This is a genomic window from Prauserella flavalba, from assembly GCF_003202235.1.
In the GTDB taxonomy this organism is placed as follows: Bacteria; Actinomycetota; Actinomycetes; order Mycobacteriales; family Pseudonocardiaceae; genus Prauserella_A; species Prauserella_A flavalba.
Map to the genome: position 1 here is coordinate 1,179,068 of NZ_MASU01000005.1, position 18,828 is coordinate 1,197,895.

General features: G+C 72.4%; 20 protein-coding genes. 4 read left to right on the forward strand and 16 right to left on the reverse strand.

The window, feature by feature from the left end; translation table 11 throughout:
• The first annotated feature begins 111 nt into the window (after positions 1-111).
• A complete protein-coding gene (locus BA062_RS13105; protein ID WP_110336318.1) occupies positions 112-1,269 on the forward strand; it encodes a class I SAM-dependent methyltransferase in 1,158 nt (385 codons plus the stop codon).
• Here BA062_RS13105 and BA062_RS13110 read toward each other — a convergent pair.
• The 5 genes from BA062_RS13110 to BA062_RS13130 are packed head-to-tail and all read right to left on the reverse strand — an operon-like array spanning position 1,238 to position 5,697.
• Complete coding sequence (locus BA062_RS13110; protein ID WP_110336319.1) at positions 1,238-2,512, reverse strand: glycosyltransferase; 1,275 nt, start codon at positions 2,510-2,512, stop codon at positions 1,238-1,240. The two genes, BA062_RS13105 and BA062_RS13110, sit on opposite strands and share 32 nt — an antisense overlap.
• Positions 2,509-3,255: a class I SAM-dependent methyltransferase gene (locus tag BA062_RS13115; RefSeq protein WP_110336320.1), complete on the reverse strand. Its 747-nt coding sequence runs from the start codon at positions 3,253-3,255 to the stop codon at positions 2,509-2,511. Before BA062_RS13115 ends, BA062_RS13110 begins: the two co-directional genes overlap by 4 nt.
• On the reverse strand, positions 3,240-3,842 hold the full coding sequence (locus BA062_RS13120; RefSeq protein WP_110336321.1) for a hypothetical protein: 603 nt from the start codon (positions 3,840-3,842) through the stop codon (positions 3,240-3,242). Before BA062_RS13120 ends, BA062_RS13115 begins: the two co-directional genes overlap by 16 nt.
• Positions 3,842-4,807: an alpha/beta hydrolase gene (locus tag BA062_RS13125; RefSeq protein WP_110336322.1), complete on the reverse strand. Its 966-nt coding sequence runs from the start codon at positions 4,805-4,807 to the stop codon at positions 3,842-3,844. Before BA062_RS13125 ends, BA062_RS13120 begins: the two co-directional genes overlap by 1 nt.
• Positions 4,804-5,697 (reverse strand): hypothetical protein, encoded by an 894-nt coding sequence (locus BA062_RS13130; protein ID WP_110336323.1) that lies wholly within the window; start codon positions 5,695-5,697, stop codon positions 4,804-4,806. Before BA062_RS13130 ends, BA062_RS13125 begins: the two co-directional genes overlap by 4 nt.
• A 457-nt stretch (positions 5,698-6,154) precedes the next feature.
• Here BA062_RS13130 and BA062_RS13135 point away from each other — a divergent pair, with 457 nt between their 5' ends.
• Both BA062_RS13135 and BA062_RS13140 read left to right on the forward strand, forming a co-directional pair.
• Entirely contained in the window at positions 6,155-6,880 is a 726-nt protein-coding gene (locus BA062_RS13135) for a response regulator transcription factor (RefSeq protein ID WP_110336324.1), read from the forward strand.
• Complete coding sequence (locus tag BA062_RS13140; RefSeq protein ID WP_110336325.1) at positions 6,873-7,247, forward strand: thiol-disulfide oxidoreductase DCC family protein; 375 nt, start codon at positions 6,873-6,875, stop codon at positions 7,245-7,247. The genes BA062_RS13135 and BA062_RS13140 overlap by 8 nt, the downstream gene beginning before the upstream one ends.
• A 17-nt stretch (positions 7,248-7,264) precedes the next feature.
• Here the strand turns inward: BA062_RS13140 and BA062_RS13145 are convergent, their stop codons facing one another.
• Positions 7,265-7,933, reverse strand: a complete 669-nt coding sequence (locus BA062_RS13145; RefSeq protein ID WP_110336326.1) for a GOLPH3/VPS74 family protein — start codon at positions 7,931-7,933, stop codon at positions 7,265-7,267.
• A 238-nt stretch (positions 7,934-8,171) separates the two neighbouring features.
• Between BA062_RS13145 and BA062_RS13150 the strand changes: the two genes are divergently transcribed.
• Positions 8,172-8,438: a hypothetical protein gene (locus BA062_RS13150; protein ID WP_110336327.1), complete on the forward strand. Its 267-nt coding sequence runs from the start codon at positions 8,172-8,174 to the stop codon at positions 8,436-8,438.
• A gap of 47 nt (positions 8,439-8,485) precedes the next feature.
• Here BA062_RS13150 and BA062_RS13155 read toward each other — a convergent pair whose 3' ends face one another.
• The 10 genes from BA062_RS13155 to BA062_RS13195 all read right to left on the reverse strand — a co-directional run bounded on the left by BA062_RS13155 (position 8,486) and on the right by BA062_RS13195 (position 18,828).
• Positions 8,486-9,622 (reverse strand): NAD(P)/FAD-dependent oxidoreductase, encoded by a 1,137-nt coding sequence (locus BA062_RS13155; protein ID WP_110336328.1) that lies wholly within the window; start codon positions 9,620-9,622, stop codon positions 8,486-8,488.
• Positions 9,619-10,191, reverse strand: coding sequence for a hypothetical protein (locus tag BA062_RS13160; protein WP_245959798.1), 573 nt, complete (start codon positions 10,189-10,191; stop codon positions 9,619-9,621). Before BA062_RS13160 ends, BA062_RS13155 begins: the two co-directional genes overlap by 4 nt.
• Entirely contained in the window at positions 10,181-11,074 is an 894-nt protein-coding gene (locus BA062_RS13165) for an alpha/beta fold hydrolase (RefSeq protein WP_110336329.1), read from the reverse strand. The genes BA062_RS13160 and BA062_RS13165 overlap by 11 nt, the downstream gene beginning before the upstream one ends.
• 1 nt (position 11,075) lies before the next feature.
• Positions 11,076-12,917, reverse strand: a complete 1,842-nt coding sequence (locus tag BA062_RS13170; protein ID WP_210406831.1) for an ABC transporter ATP-binding protein — start codon at positions 12,915-12,917, stop codon at positions 11,076-11,078.
• Between the two features lie 2 nt (positions 12,918-12,919).
• On the reverse strand, positions 12,920-13,774 hold the full coding sequence (locus BA062_RS40195; RefSeq protein WP_210406832.1) for a hypothetical protein: 855 nt from the start codon (positions 13,772-13,774) through the stop codon (positions 12,920-12,922).
• A gap of 83 nt (positions 13,775-13,857) precedes the next feature.
• On the reverse strand, positions 13,858-14,118 hold the full coding sequence (locus tag BA062_RS13175) for a hypothetical protein (protein ID WP_110336331.1): 261 nt from the start codon (positions 14,116-14,118) through the stop codon (positions 13,858-13,860).
• A 102-nt stretch (positions 14,119-14,220) separates the two neighbouring features.
• Entirely contained in the window at positions 14,221-15,222 is a 1,002-nt protein-coding gene (locus BA062_RS13180; RefSeq protein ID WP_110336332.1) for an acyl-CoA dehydrogenase family protein, read from the reverse strand.
• Positions 15,219-16,703, reverse strand: a complete 1,485-nt coding sequence (locus BA062_RS13185; protein WP_110336333.1) for an acyl-CoA dehydrogenase family protein — start codon at positions 16,701-16,703, stop codon at positions 15,219-15,221. Before BA062_RS13185 ends, BA062_RS13180 begins: the two co-directional genes overlap by 4 nt.
• 88 nt (positions 16,704-16,791) lie before the next feature.
• Positions 16,792-18,312 carry a tripartite tricarboxylate transporter permease gene (locus BA062_RS13190; protein ID WP_110336334.1) on the reverse strand — a complete coding sequence of 507 codons (1,521 nt, stop codon included), beginning with the start codon at positions 18,310-18,312 and terminating at the stop codon, positions 16,792-16,794.
• 21 nt (positions 18,313-18,333) lie between these two features.
• On the reverse strand, positions 18,334-18,828 hold the full coding sequence (locus tag BA062_RS13195) for a tripartite tricarboxylate transporter TctB family protein (RefSeq protein ID WP_110336335.1): 495 nt from the start codon (positions 18,826-18,828) through the stop codon (positions 18,334-18,336).

Below are 18,828 nucleotides of genomic sequence, written 5' to 3' on the forward strand. Positions count from 1 at the left end.
ACCGATCGCCTCAGCAGTTGTACTGATCTCTGGCCGAGTGCGTAGCCGAAGCACGGAGAACGGCACCGTCCACGTGAGACGATCGCGGCACCCGACCGCCAGGAGTGCGCCATGACCGTGAGCCCACCTCGTTCCGGCGACGTCCGCGCGCTGCTGACCGTGACGGAGCCCGGTCACGTGGCCGACGAGGAGCTGCTCGCGCTCGGTACCGGCCGCGTGGCCCGCACGGCGCTCGGCGAGCTCCTGCACCGGGCCCGGCTGAGCGACCTGGCGGGCACCCGGGTCACCGTCGAGTTCCGGTGGGGCTGCGGGACCGAGGAGGTCGTGCTGTGCCTGGTCGTCGAGTCCGGGAAGGCCGAGATCGCCGAGCACCCGCGCGAGGCCCCCGGCGCGATCGTGACCCAGCGGCTGGCCGAGGTCGTGCTCGCGCTGTACGGGCCCGCCGACCCGGTGCCGGCCGCGACCCGCGAGCTGCACTGGCCCGGCGCGGAGCTGTTACGGCCCGGCGCGGCCCGCGGCACGGAGTTCGCGATCGTGCACCGGCTGCTGGCCGCACTCGACAGGCGCGACCGGCCCGGTCTCGCGGAGCTCGCGGTGCGGCACGGCTCCGACAAATGGGGTCCGCACCAGTACACGCGGCACTACGAACGGCACTTCGCACCGCTGCGCGACCGCAGGCTCACGGTGCTGGAGGTCGGGATCGGCGGCTACGGCGACCCCGCCGAGGGCGGGGCGTCGCTGCGGATGTGGCGCGACTACTTCCCGCGCGCCGAGGTCTACGGCGTCGACCTGTGGGACAAGAGCGCGCTCGACGGGCCGCGGCTCACCACGGTGCGCGCCGACCAGTCCGACCGCGCGTCGCTGAGTGCGGTGGCGGAGCGCCACGGCCCTTTCGACATCGTCATCGACGACGGAAGCCACGTCAGCGCGCTGACGCTGGCCACGTTCGAGGCGCTGTTCCCGCACGTCCGCGCGGGCGGGCTGTACGCGATCGAGGACGTCCAGACCTCGTACTGGCCGGTCTTCGGCGGCAACGGTACCGACCTCGCCGACCCGGGCACGACGATGGGTTTCGCCAAGGACCTTCTCGATGGGCTCAACCACACCGAGCTGCTCGACTCACACGGCCGCGCGCCCCGGCCCACCGACGCGGAGCTTGCGGGAATCCACTTCTACCGCAACCTGATCGTGCTGGAGAAAGGCGTGAACACCGGGCAGAGCCCGATCGCCGACGAGCTCAACGCGCGGCTGCGACGTTCCGGGAGCTGACCCCGGCCCACCGCTCCAGCTCCTCGCACGCGGCGTCGAGGCCGCGGTCCGCGCGCACGTACCGGCCGAGGTCGGCCGCCCGTTCCCGCAGGCGGCGGTCGCCGAGTGCCCGCCGGACCGCCCGCTCGACGCGCCGCGGCTCCAGTTTCGCCGCGGGGACCGGCTTCGGCGCCACCCCGAGCGCCGCCATCCGGGCGGCCCAGAAGGGGTGGTCGATGAAGATCGGCACCACCACCTGCGGCACCCCGGCGCGCAACGCGGCGGCCCCGGTGCCGAACCCGCCGTGGTGCACGACCGCGGCGGCGCGCGGGAACAGCCACGTGTAGTCGGCGTCGTGCAGCCGCACCACGCCGGCGGGCAGCTCGTCCTGCCGGGGGCCGTCGATCACGACGAGCCTGCGGCCCGCGCGGCGTACGGCGTCGGCGACCATCGTGAGGCTGCCCTCGGGGAAGGCCGGCCACAGGCTGCCGAACGACAGCACCACCGGCGCCGGGCCGTCCTCGACCGCGGCCACCAGCTCGGGAGAGGGCGACCAGTCGCGGTCCCAGAACCAGTACCCGGACATCCGCACGCCGGAGGGCCAGTCCGCCGGTGGCCGGATCACCGCGGGACTGTGCAGGCAGAACGTGAGCCCGTCGCGCTCGAGGCGCGCGAACGGCGTGCGGTGCCCGAGCGGGGTCCTGCCGAGCCGCGCGCGGTAGGCGTTGACGATGGGACGGCACATGCGCCACTCGACCGCCCGCGATACGTGGTGGCTGAGCCGGTTGTAGGCGCCGCCGAGGGGCAGCGCCGGTGCGCCCATCGCGGGGAACGCCGAGGTCGGCGTGTTCGGGTACCAGGTGACCATCGCCCACGGCACGTCCGGCGGAGCCGCGACGTAGCTGTTGCGGTTGAACACCGAGCTGACGATCAGCTCGGCGCCGTCGAACGCGGGCTTGAGGTACGCGTCGAGCTGGGCGAGCGCGTGCCCCGCCGCCTCCGCTCCCTCGCGGGGCATCGTGCGCGCGAGCCGCAGGACCGATGGGCCCTTCCGCAGCGACTTCACCAGCTCCGGCGAGGAGAAGTAGTGCCGGGGGCTGCCGGGAACCGGGTAGAACTCCAGCCCGGCCTCCGCCGCGAGGTCGCGGAAGTCACCGTGGGTGGCCAGGCGCACCTGGTGGCCCCGCGCGCGCAGCGCGGCGCCGAGCGCGAGGAACGGCTGCACGTCGCCGCGCGAGCCGACCACCACCAGGCTGACCCTCATGCCGGCTCCGCCCTCCGGTAGAGGGTGACGTGCCGCTGGGAGCCGGGGGTGAACGGCCCGCGCTCCCAGTCACCGAACCTGTCCACTGTGGTCAGACCGGCGAGCCGCGCCATGAGGTCCAGCTCCGAGGGCCACGCGTAGCGGCTCACCTCGGCGTAGGTCGACACCGAGCCGCCGCCGATCACGGTGTGGATCTCCATCAGGACCTGGTTGGCCTGGTCGACGCTGATCGTGTCGAACATGACCCGGTCGGCCGCGAGGTGGCGGATCTGCAGCTCGGGCCTGGTGAGCTGGTGGAACGGCGCCGGGTCGTACACCTCAACCACGAGCGTGCCACCGGGTGCGAGGTGCTCCCCGGCGCGGCGCAGCGTCTCGATCTGCCGCTCCGGGTCGGGCACCATGAACAGCGTGTTGCACACGATGTAGCACAGGTCGAAGTTGCCGTCGACGACGTGCTCGGTGAAGTCGGCGCGGACGGTCTTGACCGTCCCCTGTGGATCGCGCTCGCGCAGCTTCTCCAGCATCTGCCCGGACACCTCGACCGCGTGCACCGACAGCCCCTTCGCGGCCAGCGGCACGGCGAGGCGGCCCGTGCCCGCGCCCAGCTCGACCACGCGGGCGCCGGGCTCCACCAGCGAGGCGAGAAACTCCACCGTCGCGGGCGTCTCGGTGTCGGGGTACATCTGGTCGTACACGTCGGCGAGCGCCTCGCCGTAGGCCTCGGGCCTCACGCGGTAGGGCACAGTTCCTCGCTCTCCACCGGCGCCGCCACCCGCCGGTGGCCCACGGCATGGAAGTCGGAGAGAAACAGCATGCGGGGCTCGATGCTCTCCTCGTGGCCGGTCGACTGGGCGATGAGGAACTGCACCTGCACCGCGTCGGGGTGGTGGGTGACCTCGTTGGTGACGAAGTTCAGCAGCGCCAGGTAGCTGACGGTGAGCTGCACGCGTTCCGGCGCGCCGACGTCCTCGCTCACCTTCAGCAGCTCCGACGCCACGTCGAAGAGCGCCTTCTCCATGCGCCGCACCGGGTGCCACACCATCTGCCACAGGGTGCGTTCCTTGACGATCACCTGCTCGCGCCACGACGTGAGCGTGCCGTCGGCCAGCTTGTCCCGGTACAGGACGTTGAAGTCGTGCCGCGCCGGCGTGGGCGCGAAGAAGCGCCAGTTCGGGATCGCCATCGCCGTGGGGTCGATGCGCTTCGCGATCGGCAGCGGCCGATCGGCCTGCTGGCACACGCTGAGCGCGTACCAGCTCGCCAGCACACCGAACAGGCCCCACCGGCGCGCCCTCGCCAGCACCGCCGGCGCCCGCTTCGCTGCCACCATCACGCCACCTCCCGCTCCCGGTGGGCGGCCAGCGCCCACCGCACGACCTCCGCGACGCTCCGCGCGAGCTGCCCGTCCATCACGAGCGAGTCGTGCTCGGCGCCCTTGACCACCTCGTGCCTGCTCACGTCCGACAGTCCGGCGAGCTCAGCCTGCATCCGGCCGTGGGCCAGATCGGTGGTGGCCTGCCTGCCCGCGGTCACCACGCCCACCGGCAGCCCCCGCCGGATCTTCGCCTGCCTCGCGGCGCCCGCCCACCGCGTGTTCCACAGCGCGAACTCGTGGCGCGCGGCGAGCCACGGCTCCGGCCTGCGCATCACCCCGGTGCTCGCCTTCGCCACGTCCACGGGCAGGCCGTTGAGCGCGCCGAACCCGGCGTCGTCCTCGGCCAGCAGCCGGAACCTCGTGCGCAGGCACATGCCGTTGATGCCCTGCTGGACCAGCGACACGCCCTCGCGCTGCAGGCTGGAGCGCTCCAGCTGCTCGGGATGGGAGGAGTCGACGAACACGAGCCCGGCCGTGTCGGCGGGATACCGGTCCGCGAACGCGCGGATGAGCAGGCCACCCACCGAGTGACCCACGAACAGGTACGGCCCCGGCAGGTCCAGTGCCTCCAGCAGCTCCCGCGTCAGGCCGGCGTACTCGGCCGCGTCGACGCGGGAGGTGTTGCGGCTGCTCCAGCCGTTGCCGGGCCGGTCGTAGGCCACGGAGGGCGTGGCGCCGTCCAGCGCGCGCAGCACCCACGCCCATTCGGTACAGGGGCAGGACAACGCGCTCTCGAACACCACCGTCGGCCCGCTGCCCTCGCGGCGCACGAGCGCGTGCAGCGCCTCGCCGCCGGCCTCCACCAGCTCGCCGGGCGCCGACGGCCACGGTTCGGGCTGCCTGCGCAGGGCGCTCGTCACGGCCGCGCCGAGCACGGCGGCGGACCCGGCGACGGCGTAGCCCAGCGTCCGCGCTCTCATCGGGACCCCTCCTCCGCGATGCGCGCGCGGTCGGCGACGCCGAGGCTCTTCGAGAAGTACGCGACCGCTGGGTAGGTCGCCACGAACGACCAGAAGAACCGGTTGAGCCCCATGAAACGCGCGTTGCCGACGTGGAAGGCCATGCCTCCGGCGAGGATCGCCTTCGCGATCGGCCGCGGCGCCACCAGCACGAGCGGGAACAGCACCTCGGCGATCATCGTGCCCCAGGCGATGGCCTGCGCGAGCGGCTTGTTGTTCTTGGTGAGGTCGTAGACGAACTTGTCACCGTAGGTCTTGGTACGGAAGACGCCGGTGATCGCGTCGCCGCTGCGCCACACCGGCGACGTCATCTTGACGGCGCCGGAGGTGAAGTAGGCGAGGCAGCTCTGCGCCGCGATGAAGGCCAGCGCCGCCTCTCGCGCCCTGCGGTCGTTCGGGTAGAGCTTCTCCAGCAGCGCGACGGTGAAGTTGATGAACGCGAAGTGGTCCGAGCCGTCGAGGCCGTAGTTGCTGCGCAGGTTCAGCGCCGCGCCGCTGCCCGCCATGCCCGCGAGGGCGGCCGCACGCCCACGCCGTCCCGTGCCCGGGGCCAGCAGGCCGAGCCCGGACAGCAACCGGGTCTGGACCACGGCGACGACCTGCGGGTACCGCAGCAGTTTCTCCAGGTGCCTGCCGATTCCCCGGTTGAGGCCGAACATGCGGGTGCGGTTGATCGGCCAGCCGAAGAGGCCGTCGTCGTTCAGCGAGCGGGCGGTGGTCAGCAGCTCGGCGGCGCTGATGGTCGCGCCGACGGCGGTGAGGCGCTCGACGCGCCGGAACGCGGTGTCGATGTCGTCACCGGGCGAGGCGTGCCGGCGTCGTGTCCGGACGCCGCGAGTACGCGACAGCAATGTTTCCTCCGAAGACCGCGTCAGAGCCCGGCCGATGCCGGAGCCACCCGGTTGCGCGGCCCGCAGGCCGCTCCACGTCGGCTGACCCTACGGCGGGTGACGGTCCCCCAGCGTCCGTTATCCGGCGGTATTAGCGGGCGCCGCCGTCATGCAGATGCATGAGCCTCCGGCACCCGACGAAAGTCGGGTGCTCGAATAGTTGCCGCTTGACCAGCTAGAACGGCTGTTGGTGATTGTCTCGTTTCCGTGTTTGCATAGCCGACCAATCGGACTTCGTGCTACACATCGTGTCGATGACCCGGCTCATCAGAGTGACGGACGTGCCGCTGGGGGCAGCAGCGAGTACGACGGTCATCACTGTGTGCCACACAAGGCCGCCTTCGGCCTTACCTCTTCGGGCCGCGGCGCGGCGGCCGGGAGCGGTCGCGCACACCCGAACACGAGAACTGGGGGCCCCATGATCGCTTTGGGCATGATCGACGACGGCGGGGACACCGCCGTCGAACCCTTCTTCGCGTGGATGCACGCGATGGACCTCGGTCGCTTCAACATCACGGTGAACCAGGTCTCGCCGACCGTCGAGCACGCGGTGCGCAAGGTCACGCACGGCAGGCCGGACGTCTGGCTCCTGCGTGCGCGCAGAGCGCTCACGTCGCGGGCGCTGCTGGACCTGTGCGGCGACGGAGCTCCACAGGAGCGGCTGCGGCCGGTGGTCGTCGTGTGCGACGACGACATCGGCGAGATCGGTGACGTGCTCAGCAGGCGGGCGTCCGCGGTGGTGCTCGTCAACGACTCGCCGTGGCAGATCACCAGCGCCATCCACGCCGCGGCGGCGCGGAAGCTCTTCCTCTCCTCGCAGGTGCTCGACCAGTACCGCGATCAGATCGTGGAGCTGATCACCTCGCCGCCCTCGCGCAGGCTCGGCGTGCTCACCAACCGGGAGCACGACGTGCTGGTGTGCCTGGCCGAGGGCAAGTCGAACGCGCAGATCGCGCGTTGCCTCTACATCAGCAGGGCCACCGTCGGCTCGCACGTGCTCAGCATCCTGCGCAAGCTCGAGGTGTCCAACCGCACCGAGGCCGCGGCGCTGGCCTACCAGTACGGGCTGATGGACAACCGCCCCGGCGGCACGGCCACGGAGCTGGAGGCCCAGCCCGCCATGAAGGAGCTGCGGCATGCGTGAGGCTCCCGAGCCCCGGCTGCTGTTCGACGGCGACTGCGGCTTCTGCACCAGGTCGGTCACCTGGCTCGACCGCAGGGGCATGCTGGGCTATCCCTTCCTGCCGTGGCAGACCGTCGCCGACGACGAGCTGCCGGTTCCGGTCGAGCGGCTGATGACCGAGGTGGTGCTGGAACTTCCGGACGGCACGACGCTCGGTGGCGCCGACGCCCTCGCGGCCACCGTGGGGGCGTCGGCGTCACCGTGGCGCGTCGCCGGTCACCTGCTGCGGCTTCCCGGCGTGCGGCACGTGGCGAGAGCGGTCTACCGCGTCATCGCCCGCAACCGCTACCGGATGCCGGGCGCGTCGGCGGCCTGCAAGATCGGCTGACCGGCGCGCCCGGGGCCTCACTCCCCGGTACCGGGCAGCGTCGTCACCATCACCATCGTGGTGGCGATCAGCTCGACCGCCTCCTTCACGGTGGATTCCACCAGGCCGCCCAGGTTCTCGCCCTTGGCGAGCGCGTCGAGGCGGTCGCGCTCGGCGTCGGTGAAGCCCAGCGATTTGTCCAGTCCACTCGCGTGCGCGATCGAGCCCAGCAGCGCCGTGCGGTTGTCGGGCTCGCGTTGCCCGCGCGCGAGCGCGGTCAGCTCGGTCAGTGCCGCCTCGCGCGCGACCTCGTCAGGGTAGAAGTGGCTGCTCTTGAGCAGGCCGAGGAACTTCTTGGTCTCCTTGCGCAGCAAGCCGTTCTCCACCAGCACGTCCCGGTGGTCGCTGAACGTGCCGAGCTCGAACGAGAGCCACCAGCTCAGGTCCACCGGCTTTCCCTCGTCGCCGGAACGCTTCGCGAACTCGGCGAGCAGCGCGTCGGCCCAGGCGAGGCCCGTCGGGGACTGGTCAGTGACGCGCAGCTTGCGGCCCTCCAGCGCGACGCGGGAACGCAGCACCAGCTCGCCGACGCGCGCGGCGCCGGTGGCCACCGTGACCGAGGGACCCGGGTAGTGGGCACCGTCTTCCTTGTGCAGCAACAAAACCAGCTCGTCCGGAAGCGTGAGTGTCGGGTTCGTGCCTGTCACGTCGCGTGACCCCCATCCTGTTCGTCCGGTTTAGTCGGATCGAACCTATCGCAGGTCGTATCGGCCGCGCACGTTACGGCAGCCGGGCCAGCGAAGCATCAGCCGAACTGCCCATCCGGCCCAGCCACGGACCACAGCCACGGCGACAAATCGTTCACTTCGTTGATGTCGCGGCGATTGCGCCTCACTACGCTCGGAAACGCCGATTTCCGGCGAACACAAGGATGGGAGTGATCTCATGAATTCGGTGGAGAAGGCCGCCGACGCGGCGATGTCCAGGGAGGACTGGCTTCAGCCGCTGGAGCGGGCGGACAAGGTCGCGCCGGTGCTGGGCACGCCGGGCATCGCGGCCGTGGTCGCCTGTGGCACCGCGCTTTTCGCCGCGGGCAACATGGTGACCGACCTCGTCGGGCACGAGTCGCGTTTGGACCTTCCCGGTGAAGGGGTCAGCGGCAAGTCCGGCACGGAGCTGCTCGCGCTGCGGCGCGAGGGCCTGCGCGGCTGAGTGCACAGGTGAACGCGGTGGGGCTCGCCGGCACGTCGCGGTGAGCCCTACCGTTCCGGCATCGCCAGCGACGCCACGAGAGGTCCGAGCGGGTACTCGACGTCGAACAGCGGCCGGTGTCCCGCCAGCGCCGCCCTGATCCGGGCCAGCGCGCCACCGTGCTCCCCGGCCGCGAACGCCGTGAACCCGCGCAGCAGCGTCTCGGTGTTCTCCCCGTGCCGTGCCGGGTCGAGGCAGAACGCCGCGAACGCTCTCGCGCACTCGACGACCGGCGCGTAGCAGTCCATGTAGCCGCGCGCCGCCTCCTCGGCCTCGTCGCCGCACAGCACGGGTACCGCGCTCGCCGCGGCCTGCGCCGCGAGCAGCGCGACCGTCGCCGGATCGAGGAACGCCGGATCGGCGAGGCCCGCCGCGTCACCGACACTCAACCACCCCGCGCCCGCCAGCCGGGCGCAGCGGTAGCCCCGCCACCGCTCGCCGTCGTCCCCACCGGCGTCCCCGCCACCGCCCGGCACAAGTCTGCCGAGCCCGACGACTCCACCGGCAAGGGGGATCCGCCAGTGCCACTCCCCCGGCGCGCCCTCGAGCACGAACGCGCCCTGCTCCGTGGTCGCGTCGGCGGGCGCGACGGCGCGGAAGACCCGGTGGCTCAGCGGATCCGGCTCCGCGGCGCAGAACCGGCCCGCGACGACGCGCGCGGTGCCGGTGGCGTCCGCCACGAGCCTCGCCGGCAGGGTCTCGGTCTGCCCGGCGGTGTGGACCACCACGCCGGTCACCCGGCCGCCGTCGGTGACCGGCTCGATCACCTCGGCACCACGGACCACGCGGGCACCGCACTCGCCCGCCCGTTGCAGCAACAGCTCCACCAGCGCGCCGAGGCACACGTGGTAGCCGTGGTCGATGCCGCCGGTTTCGGCGAACGCGCTGCGCCACGGCTCCTCGCCGTTGCCCCAGCCGAGCACGGAGACCTCCCCCCGCGCGAACCCGGCCTCGTGCACCCGGCCGGACAGGCCGAGACCGGACAGCACGGCGTGCACTCCGGGCGCCAGCGCCTCGGCCTCCCCGGCCCCGGGCACGGCCGTGCGTTCCAGCACCGTCACCGGGGTACCCCGCACGGCGAGACACGCGGCGAACGCGGCTCCCGCGAGTCCCCCGCCCGCCACGACCACCGGCGGCCGCGTCACGACGCGCGTCCCTTCGCCGCGGCGCCCACGGCGTGCAGCTCGGAGAGGAACACCATCGTCGGCTCGTCCTCCTCCTCGTACCCGCCCGACACCGCGATGAGGAACTGGGTGCGCACGGCGTCCGGGTGGTGCTCCCGGGAGGTGACGTAGGACAGCAGCGTCAGGTACGGCACCGACAGCTGCAGGCTCGGGTCGGGCCCGTTCAGGCCCTCGCCGTGCTGGCCGACGTAGCGCAGCAGCTCGGCCACGCTGTCGAACACGGTCTTCTCGGCCCTGCGGTGCGGATGCCACACCGCGTGCAACAGGGTGCGCTCCTGCACACCGCCGATCTCGCGGAACGCGGTGAGCGAGCCGTCGGCGAGCTGGTCGCGCATCAGCAGGTGGTGATCGTGGATTCCGGGGTTCGGCGCGAAGAACCGCCAATCCGGGATCACGAGGTACAGCTTGTCCCAGATGGTCTGCTTGCGCTGGTCGCGGTAGAGCTTCTGCCCGACCACCGTGAGCCCGAACCAGGCACCCAGCACCCCGTACAGCGCACCGCGCCCCGGCGCGGTTCCCTTACCGGACAATGCGATCGCCCTCCTTCGCGGTGGCCTTCGCCAGCACCGCCCCGATCGTCTCCACCACCACCTGGCTGTGGCCACGGTCGAGCACCAGCCCGAAGTGGGTGGCGTTCTTGGCCAGCGCGGACACCGGGTCCGCCGACAGCGCCAGCAGTTCCTCCTGCAGCTTGCGGTGGGCGACGTCGTTGCGCAGCGACATCCCCGACACCACCACGCCGACGGGCGCGTGCGCGGGGAACCCACCGGCCATCACCGCGCGCGGGTCGGCGTTCTTCCACGACACCAGCTCCGCGGCCGCGGTCCACCAGACGGCGGGCACGGGCAGCCTCGCGCGCGCGTGCGTCGCGGCGGCCTCGGGCAGCTCGGTGAACTGTTCCTCGATCTCCTTGCGGCCCAGGCGCAGCAACGCGCGCAGCGCCGACACCCGCAACGACTGCTCCAGCCAGGCCATGCCGCGGCGTTGTGTCGCCGAGCGGCGCATCTCCTCGGGATGCAGTGCGTCGGCGAACACGACCCCGGCCACGCGCTCCGGGTACCGGCCCGCGTAGCAGCGCGCCACGAGCCCGCCGAAGGAGTGGCCCACCAGCACCACGGGCCCGGTCACGTCGAGCGCCCGCAGCGTGGCGTCCAGCTCGGCGGCCAGCACCGGCACGCTGCGCGGCCCGGGAGCCTTCTCGCTCCAGCCGGTGCCCGCGCGCTCGTAGCTCACGGTGCGGGTGTGTGCCGCGACGGCGTCCTGCACCCACGTCCACGTCTGCAGCGGCGAGGCCAGCCCGCTCTCGAACACCACGGTCGGCGTGGCGTCGCGTGGCCCGCGCTCCAGCACGTGCACCTGCCGTCCGCCGACCCGCACGAGGCGTCCGGCGGGACCCGGAGAATCGAAGGACATCTCACTCACCGGCCTTCCCGGTCGCGGGCAGCGCCCGCCGCCCGTTGTCCTGGAACTGGATCGACGTCAGCCGCTGGTACAGCGCGCTGGTGGTCAGCAGCTGCTGGTGCGTGCCGACGTCCCGGACCGTCCCCTGGTCCAGCACGATGATCTGGTCGGCGTCCACGACGGTCGACAGCCGGTGCGCGACGCTGATCACCGTGCACTCCCCCGCGATGTTGCGGATGCTCTGGCGCAGCTTCAGCTCCGACTCCGAGTCCAGATTGGACGTCGCCTCGTCCAGCAGCAGCACCGAGGGCCTGCGGACCAGCATCCGCGCGATGGCCAGCCGCTGCCGCTGCCCTCCGGAGAGACCGAGCCCGGCGTCGCCGAGTTCAGTGTGCAGGCCCCGTGGCAGCGAGCTGACCAGCTCGTCGAGGCCGGACAGCCACAGCGCGCGCTCGACCTCGCCGGGGCCCACGTGCGCCTCGCCGTAGACGAGGTTCTCGCCGATCGTGCCGCGCAGGGTGGTGCTCTCCTGCTGCACGTAACCGACGAGCCCGCGCAGCACGCCCAGCGGGATCAGCTCGATGTTCTCGCCGTTGAGCAGGATCCGGCCGCCGCGCACGGGGTGGAACCGCATCAGCAGCTGCAGCAGCGTCGTCTTGCCCGCACCGGACGGGCCGACGATGGCGGTCAGCCCGCGGGCGGGCACCGAGAACGACACGCCGCGCAAGGTCGGCTCGTCGGGCTGGTAGGAGAAGCGGACCCGCTGGAAGTCCACGCCGAAATGCCGGTACACCACCGTGTCCCGGCTGGCGACGACGTCGTCGGGGCTCTGCGCCACCACGCCCTGCGGTGACCTCGGCAGCAGCACGTCCTGCTCCTGCTCGATCGCGGCGAGCTCGTTGATCCGCCCGATCGCGGCGCGGCCCTGCTGGAGCTGGCCGATCCCCATGAACAACGTCACGAGCGGGGTGACGAGATAGAAGAGGTACATGATGAACGCGGTCAGGCTCGCCGGGTTCATCGAGCCGTTCGCGACCCGGCCCATGCCCGTGACGATGACGGCCGCGAGCGACGCCTGGAGGCCGATGCTCATCGACGGCGAGAGCAGGGCGTTCAGCGCGCTCACCTTGACTCCGGACCGGCGGGCGCTCAGGGCCAGCCCGCCGATCCGGCTGCCTTCGAGCCGCTCGGCGCGGCACGCCTTGACGGTGCTCAGCGCCGAGAGGGCACGCTGCAGGTCGGCTCCGAAGTCGCCCATGATGGCGCGGCTCTCCTGCGCGGCCTTGCGCAGCCGCCGCGCGACGACGAACGCCACCAGGCTGGCCACGGTCATGCAGCCTGCGGTGACGGCGAGCAGCAGCGGGTCGATCAGCAGCATGAGCACCACGCCGCCGAGCACCATCGCGGCGTCCACGATGATGCCGGCCACGCTCTGCGAGAGCGCCACCTTGAGCATCGACGTGTCGGTGACGATCCGGGCGAAGACGTCGCCCTGGCGCATGGCGCCGAACGCCCGCAGGTCGGCGGAGAGCACGCGGCCGAGCAGCGCGGAGCGGACGTCGTAGACGATGCGCTCGCCGATCCGTCCCATGACGTACGCCTGCGTCGACGTGAGCGCGGCCTCGACGAGGAACAGCACCACGACGAGCACGATCGGCAGCACCAGGCTCGCGTCGGTGCCGATGGCGCCGATCAGCCTGCCGATCAGGGCGGGCTGCGCCAGCCCCGCCGCGGCGGCGACCAGGCCCAGCACGACGGCACCGGCGACCTTCGGCAGGTGGCGACGGGTGATCGCGCCGACCCAGTCGGCGTTGCCGTTCCCGTCGAGCCGGGGCGCCCGGTGCCCGCCGCGCACGGTCACCCGCGCCCGGAGCCGCGGCCCAGTGCCCGCGAGCAGTACACGATGGCCGGGTAGGTGCCGAGGAAGGCCCAGACGAAGCGGTTGAGCCCCATGAAGACCGCGTTGCCCGCGTGGAAGCTCGCGCCGACGCCGAGCAACGCGCGCGCGACCGGCTTCGGCGCGACGAGCACGAGCGGGAACAGCATCTCCCCCGCGATCGTGGCCTGGCCGAGCGCACGGGCGACGCGGGGCCGGTCCCGCAGCGCCGAGAACGCCAGGCGGTGCCCGAACATGCGGGTGCGGAAGATGTCGCGCACCGCGCTGCCGTCGCGCCACACCGGGGAGATCAGCTTCGCCACGCCCGCGATGCCGTAGGACAGGCAGGACTGGGCGGCGATGAACCACAGGCATGCCTGCCGTGCCTTCGGGTCGTTCGCGAAGAGCTTCGACAGCGTGAGCGTGGTCAGCGAGATGGTGAGCACGGTTTCCGAGCCGTCGGAGCCGTACGGGCTGCGCGCGTGCACGGCGAAGTTCGTGCCAGCGAGGTAGGTGGCGGCCGCGGTCTTGGCGCGCTCGGTGGCGGCCGAGTTCATCAGTGTCGCCGCGGCGAGCACCCGCGCGCCGAACAGCACCTGCACGCCCGGCTTGTCGAACACGGTGCCGAGAGCCTTCTCCAGGCGGCCCGTCATCCACCGGTAGCGGGTCCTCGCGGTGTCCCAGCTCAGCAGCTCACCGCGGTCGAAGTCCTTCGAGGACGCCAGGTACTCCAAAGAGGACACCGCAGCGCCGAGCCCGGTGAGCGCCTCGACGCGGCGCAGCGCGCGGTCCTGCTCGGCCCGGTCGATCACGGTCCTCGTGCGCGTCAACGCCACGGCAGATCCCTTCCGTCCTCGAGAGGAGACTTGCGAAGTGGCGCCGCGGACACGTGCGCTCCGCAGCGCCACGACGGCCAACGTCAGCTGATGCTGGCGACCCGCATGCCGAGCAGCTGGTCCACGGAGCCGTAGCTCGGAACCGGGCCGGTCGGCGTGACCTCGGCGGCGTGGTGGCTCTCGATCGCGTCCGAGATGAGGCCAAGGGTGAACACCGCGCCCGCGCCGGCCGCGTAGCCCGCGTAGGCGGGGGTGGCGAGAACCGGACCCACGGCGGTGGTCACCTCCAGCGGGCTGAGGACGCCGTCCACGTGCTCGTTGGCGAACGCCTCGACATTGCTCATGGTTTCTCCTCTGGTGCAGAGTTGAACTTGCGCGAGCCACGCTATAGAGGTGAGTTCGCCGCTCTCATCCATCAGAGTAAGGATTTGTCCCGTCATGCGGGCCTACAACCACACCGGCGAGACGTGGTCGCCGAACTGCGCACTCGCGATCTCGCGCTCGGCGCGCTCACTGAACAGGTGGTGACAGGCGAGCTCCTCGGCGTCCCGCCAGTGGCCTTCCATCGAATGTCCACTGTAGAGGGACGAGCCACCGGACTTGCCGAACGCGAATCGCACCGCGTCGATGGCGACCCCGTGCGCGTGCAGCAGGGCCGCGGCGAGCCCGGTCCGCAGGGCGACGGGCACGGCCTCCTGGCCGTCGCCGTCGGGCGGGAGCCCCTCCAGTTCGGTGAGCACGAGCCTGCGGGCCGCGCGGAAGGAGAGCACCACGCGGTTGAGTTCCGTGCGCAGCACGGGTTGCTCCGACATCCTGGTGACCTCGCCGAGCCGCGACCGTTGCCTCGCGGTTTCGGCGAACTCGGACAGCGCCCTGCGGGCCAGCCCGAGCGCGACCCCGGTGACGGCACAGCGCACGGCGACGACGGGCGGCAGCGGCGCCGGACCCGGCACGGGACCGAACGCGGGCAGCACGTGCTCGGCCGGCACGGCGACGTCGCGGGCGGCGAGGTGCCGGGCGTCGGCCCCGTCGAGGCCGGTGCCCGTGCGGGGGCTGACGCCGGCGACGCCCGCGGGCAGCAGGACGAGCACCGGCTCCGGTGGCCCGCCGTCGTCCCGCTCGGCCCCCAGCGCGAACCAGTCGGCGGACGTCGCGGCCGGCACCGCGACCCAGCAGCCGGACAGGACGTAGCCCTCCCCGCCCGTGCGCCGCAGCTGCCCGCCGGGATGCGCCGAACCGGTCAGCAGGTCGCCCTCGGCGATCCTGGCGCGCACCTCCGGCGGCGCCGAGTGCAGGGCGCCGGCGAGCCCGCCGGTCGCCAGCAGCAGGCCGAGCGAGGCGTCGGCGTGCCCGAGCGACTCGGCGGCGCGGAACAACGCCCTCGGCCGGAAAGACAGGTCGGGCCCCGCTTCGCGCAGGGCCTCGGCCAGTGCGGCTCGGGTTGTCATGTCGCCCCCTCCGGGTACAGCCGGGCGGCGTTGCGCGCGACGATGTCGTCGCTCACCGCCAGGTGCTGACCGGTCGCGAAGGCGTCCCGCAGGCAGCGCCGCAACGCCGCGTGCCCTGGGCCCGTGACCTCCGGCCCGGCGAGCCGTACCGCCGCCGAGGTGACGCGCTTGGCCGTGTCGGCGGCGTGCCGCAGCACGAGCGCGAGCCGCGCCCCCGACGACGCGGGCAGCGTCTCGGCGCCCGCGAGCTCGGACCAGTAGCCGTCCACGGTCTCCAGCACGAGTGCGCGGGCCGCGGCCAGTTCGGTCTCCAGCCTGGCGAGCGGCACCGTGGTGCCGTCGGCGGGCGGCACCTCGTCCAGCGCCCGCCGGGCGATGCCGAGCGGCAGGCCGGCCATGAGCACGGCCTGGATGTTGTAGGGGCTCAGTTTGTGCAGGGTCTCGCCGATCGCGGCGGGTGCGGTGAACAAAGGGGCGAGCCGTCGCCTCGGTACCTCGACGCGGTCGAGCACGAGGTCGTGGCTGCCGGTGCCGGACAGGCCCGCGACGTGCCAGGTGTCCAGTATCGTCACGGCGTCCCACGGCAGGAACGCGAGCATCGGCACGGCGCCCTCGGCGGTCGGCACCGACACGCCCGCCATGAGCCAGTCGGCGTGCAGACAGCCGCTGTTGAACCGCCAGCGCCCGTTCACCTCGACGGTGCCGTTCCCGCGCGGCTCCGCCGTGCCCGAGACGGCCGTCGACCCGGCGAGGATCAGCCCGCCGTCGGGTCCGGCGAGCTCGGTGGCGACGTCCTCCTCCAGCCACGCGCTGTAGGCGGACTGGTTGCCGATGAACGTGCACCAGCCCGCGGCGGCGTCGGCGCGGCTCAGCTCGGCGATCGCGGAGACGATGACGCCGGGCCGCGCGTCCAGGCCGCCGAGCGGCTTCGGCGGGCCGAGGCGGAACAGCCCGGCCGCCCGCAGGGCCGCCACGCTGCTCGCGTCGAGTGTGCGCGCCGCCTCCGAGTCGGCCGCCCGCTCCCGCAGCATCGGTGCGAGCGCCCTGGCGGCGCCGAGCGGGTCGTGGTGCTCGCACGCGCGGTCGATGTCGCGCGACCACGCGCCGAGCGCGCCACCGAGGTCGGCAGCGTCCCACGCCTCGCCGAGCAGTGCCGGTTCCTCGCCGTGCGTGGTCAGGACCACCTCGCTCGTGCCGTCCGGCAGTTCCCCGACCGTCCACGTGAGCGCGGCGTCCCCGGGCGCGCCGTCCTCGCCGGTGAGCGACAGCGTGACCGACCGTGCCGCGCGCTCCACGGCGAAGGGCACCGACACCCCGCCCCGCTCGGCGCGGTAGCGGCCGATCGCGCCGTCCCGGCGCTCGAACTCCACCGACATCCCGGAACCCGTGAGCCACGGCCACGACAGCGGTGCGCACACCACCGCCCGTACCCGCTCTGCGGGCGCCGGGATCCGGTATCTCCGCGTCACTGGCTCGTCCATCGTCGCTCGGTTGTCTGGTGGTCCTCCCACGCTAGGTGGGCCGGACGGACGAGTCCTCAGTCATTCGACGGAGATGGCCCCCATGCCGTCAGCTCATCACCGCAGTGCGCTCGGCGCGGGCACGGGTGCGCCGCCAGCCGGCGTGGGCCAGCAGTGCCACGACGGCCACGACGATGGTGGTCAGCAGGATCACCGTCACCGGGCTGGACCAGAAGACCGACCAGTCGCCCCGCGAGACGAGCAGCGCCCTGCGGAAGTTGTCCTCCAGCATCGGGCCGAGCACCACGCCGAGCAGCAGGCTCGTGAGGGGGTAGCCCGAGCGGCGCATGAGATAGCCGATCAGTCCGAACGCGACCATCAGCAGGACGTCGAAGAAGTTGCTGCGCAACGAGTAGACGCCCACGAAGCACAGGCTCGCGATGAAGACGGTGAGGTACGGCGAGATCACGCGCAGCGCGGTGGCGAAGAACGGCACGAGCACCGTGTTGAGGACGAGCAGGAGCACGTTGGCCACCAGCACGGCGGCGATCACCGCCCACACGATGTCGGCGGACTTGGTGAACAGCTCGGGTCCCGGCTGCAGGCCGACCATCACGAGCCCGCCGAGGATCATCGCGCCGCTGGCCGAGCCGGGGATGCCGAGCGACAGGGTGGGGATCAGCGCCCCGCCGACCGAGGCGTTGTCGGCGGCCTCAGGCGCGGCGAGCCCGCGCGGGTTGCCCTTGCCGAAGCTCTCGCGGTCTTTGCCGAAGGTCTTCTCGGCGGCGTAGGCGATGAACGTCGCCATCGACGCGCCCGCGCCGGGGAAGATCCCGATGAGGAAGCCGATCAGGCCACCGCGTGCCATGCTCGGCGTGTACCGGGCGACGCTGCGGGCCGGAGGGAACAGCGAGCGCAGGGGCAGCTTGTCGGTGGACTCGATCTTGCCCCCGTCACGGATGCGGACGATCACCTCGGACAGGCCGAAGATGCCGATCGCCACCACGACGAGGTCTGCGCCGTCCCACAGGTCGACGATGCCCCACGTGAACCGCTCGTCGCCGGTGATGCGGTCGAGCCCCACCGTCGAGACGAGCACGCCGAGGCCCACGGCGGCGATCGCCTTCGGGCGCGTGGAGTTCGAGATGCCGGAGGTCAGCAGCAGTACGAGGCAGACGAGCAGGAAATACTCGGCGGGTCCGAAGAGGATCGCCGCCTTCGCGAGCACCGCGGCGAGCAGCGCGAGGCCGGCGAACCCGACCAGGCCGCCGACGAACGACGCCACGGCGCTCAGCGTCAGCGCGTACCCGACACGGCCCTGCCGGGCGAGGGGGTAGCCGTCGAACGTCGAGACGACGCTCGACGCGTCGCCGGGGATGTTGAGCAGGATCGAGCTGATCCGCCCGCCGAACATGCCTCCCATGTAGATGGCGACGAGCAGTACCAGCGCGCTCACCGGGGACAGCCCGAACGTCAGCGGCAGCAGCACCGCCATCGTCGTCACCGTGCCGATTCCGGGCAGGGCTCCGACGACGGTGCCGATCGTGACGCCGAGTGCGCACCAGGCGAGTGTGGCGGGGTCGGACAGGATGGCGGTCAGCCCGCCGCTGAGCAGGGTCAAGGTTTCCACCGCGGCAGATCCTTTTCGTCGTCAGTAGGCGGGGAGAAGGTCGATGGGGACTTGCAGGAGCACCACGAAGACCACGTACAGGGCGGCGACGAGCACGACGGTGGTCACGATGGTCTGCGTCCAGGTGCGCCGCTCGACGTAGCGCAGGCAGCCGGCGATCAGCACGATCATGGCCGCGGCGAGACCGATCCACGGGCCGAGTGCGGCCGCGGCCGCGGCCAGGACGGCGAACCTCCGCAGCGGCGGCTCGAACCACCGGCGCAGTCCGCCGGCCGTCGCGTCCTGGGGTTCGGGGGGTTCCGTGCGCGGCGCCCGGGCCTGCCGGACGAGGTCGGCGGTCAGCAGCACGAGCACGAGGGCACCGAGCGCGAGCGGCAGGAACGCGGGGCCGAGGTCGGCGCTGGTGTCGGTGTGCCGCGCCGCGAGCTCGACGGCTTGCCACACGACCGTGCCGAGCCACAGGCAGGCGAGGACGGGGAACGCGGAGACACGTCCGCGACGGGTGCGCCCGGCCAT

Coding starts and splice junctions, on each gene's coding strand:
- BA062_RS13105 (WP_110336318.1), top strand. CDS start 112: ATGACCGTGAGCCCACCTCGTTCCGGCGACGTCCGCGCGCTGCTGACC.
- BA062_RS13110 (WP_110336319.1), bottom strand. CDS start 2,512: ATGAGGGTCAGCCTGGTGGTGGTCGGCTCGCGCGGCGACGTGCAGCCG.
- BA062_RS13120 (WP_110336321.1), bottom strand. CDS start 3,842: ATGGTGGCAGCGAAGCGGGCGCCGGCGGTGCTGGCGAGGGCGCGCCGG.
- BA062_RS13125 (WP_110336322.1), bottom strand. CDS start 4,807: ATGAGAGCGCGGACGCTGGGCTACGCCGTCGCCGGGTCCGCCGCCGTG.
- BA062_RS13135 (WP_110336324.1), top strand. CDS start 6,155: ATGATCGCTTTGGGCATGATCGACGACGGCGGGGACACCGCCGTCGAA.
- BA062_RS13140 (WP_110336325.1), top strand. CDS start 6,873: ATGCGTGAGGCTCCCGAGCCCCGGCTGCTGTTCGACGGCGACTGCGGC.
- BA062_RS13150 (WP_110336327.1), top strand. CDS start 8,172: ATGAATTCGGTGGAGAAGGCCGCCGACGCGGCGATGTCCAGGGAGGAC.
- BA062_RS13165 (WP_110336329.1), bottom strand. CDS start 11,074: ATGTCCTTCGATTCTCCGGGTCCCGCCGGACGCCTCGTGCGGGTCGGC.
- BA062_RS13175 (WP_110336331.1), bottom strand. CDS start 14,118: ATGAGCAATGTCGAGGCGTTCGCCAACGAGCACGTGGACGGCGTCCTC.
- BA062_RS13180 (WP_110336332.1), bottom strand. CDS start 15,222: ATGACAACCCGAGCCGCACTGGCCGAGGCCCTGCGCGAAGCGGGGCCC.
- BA062_RS13185 (WP_110336333.1), bottom strand. CDS start 16,703: ATGGACGAGCCAGTGACGCGGAGATACCGGATCCCGGCGCCCGCAGAG.
- BA062_RS13195 (WP_110336335.1), bottom strand. CDS start 18,828: ATGGCCGGGCGCACCCGTCGCGGACGTGTCTCCGCGTTCCCCGTCCTC.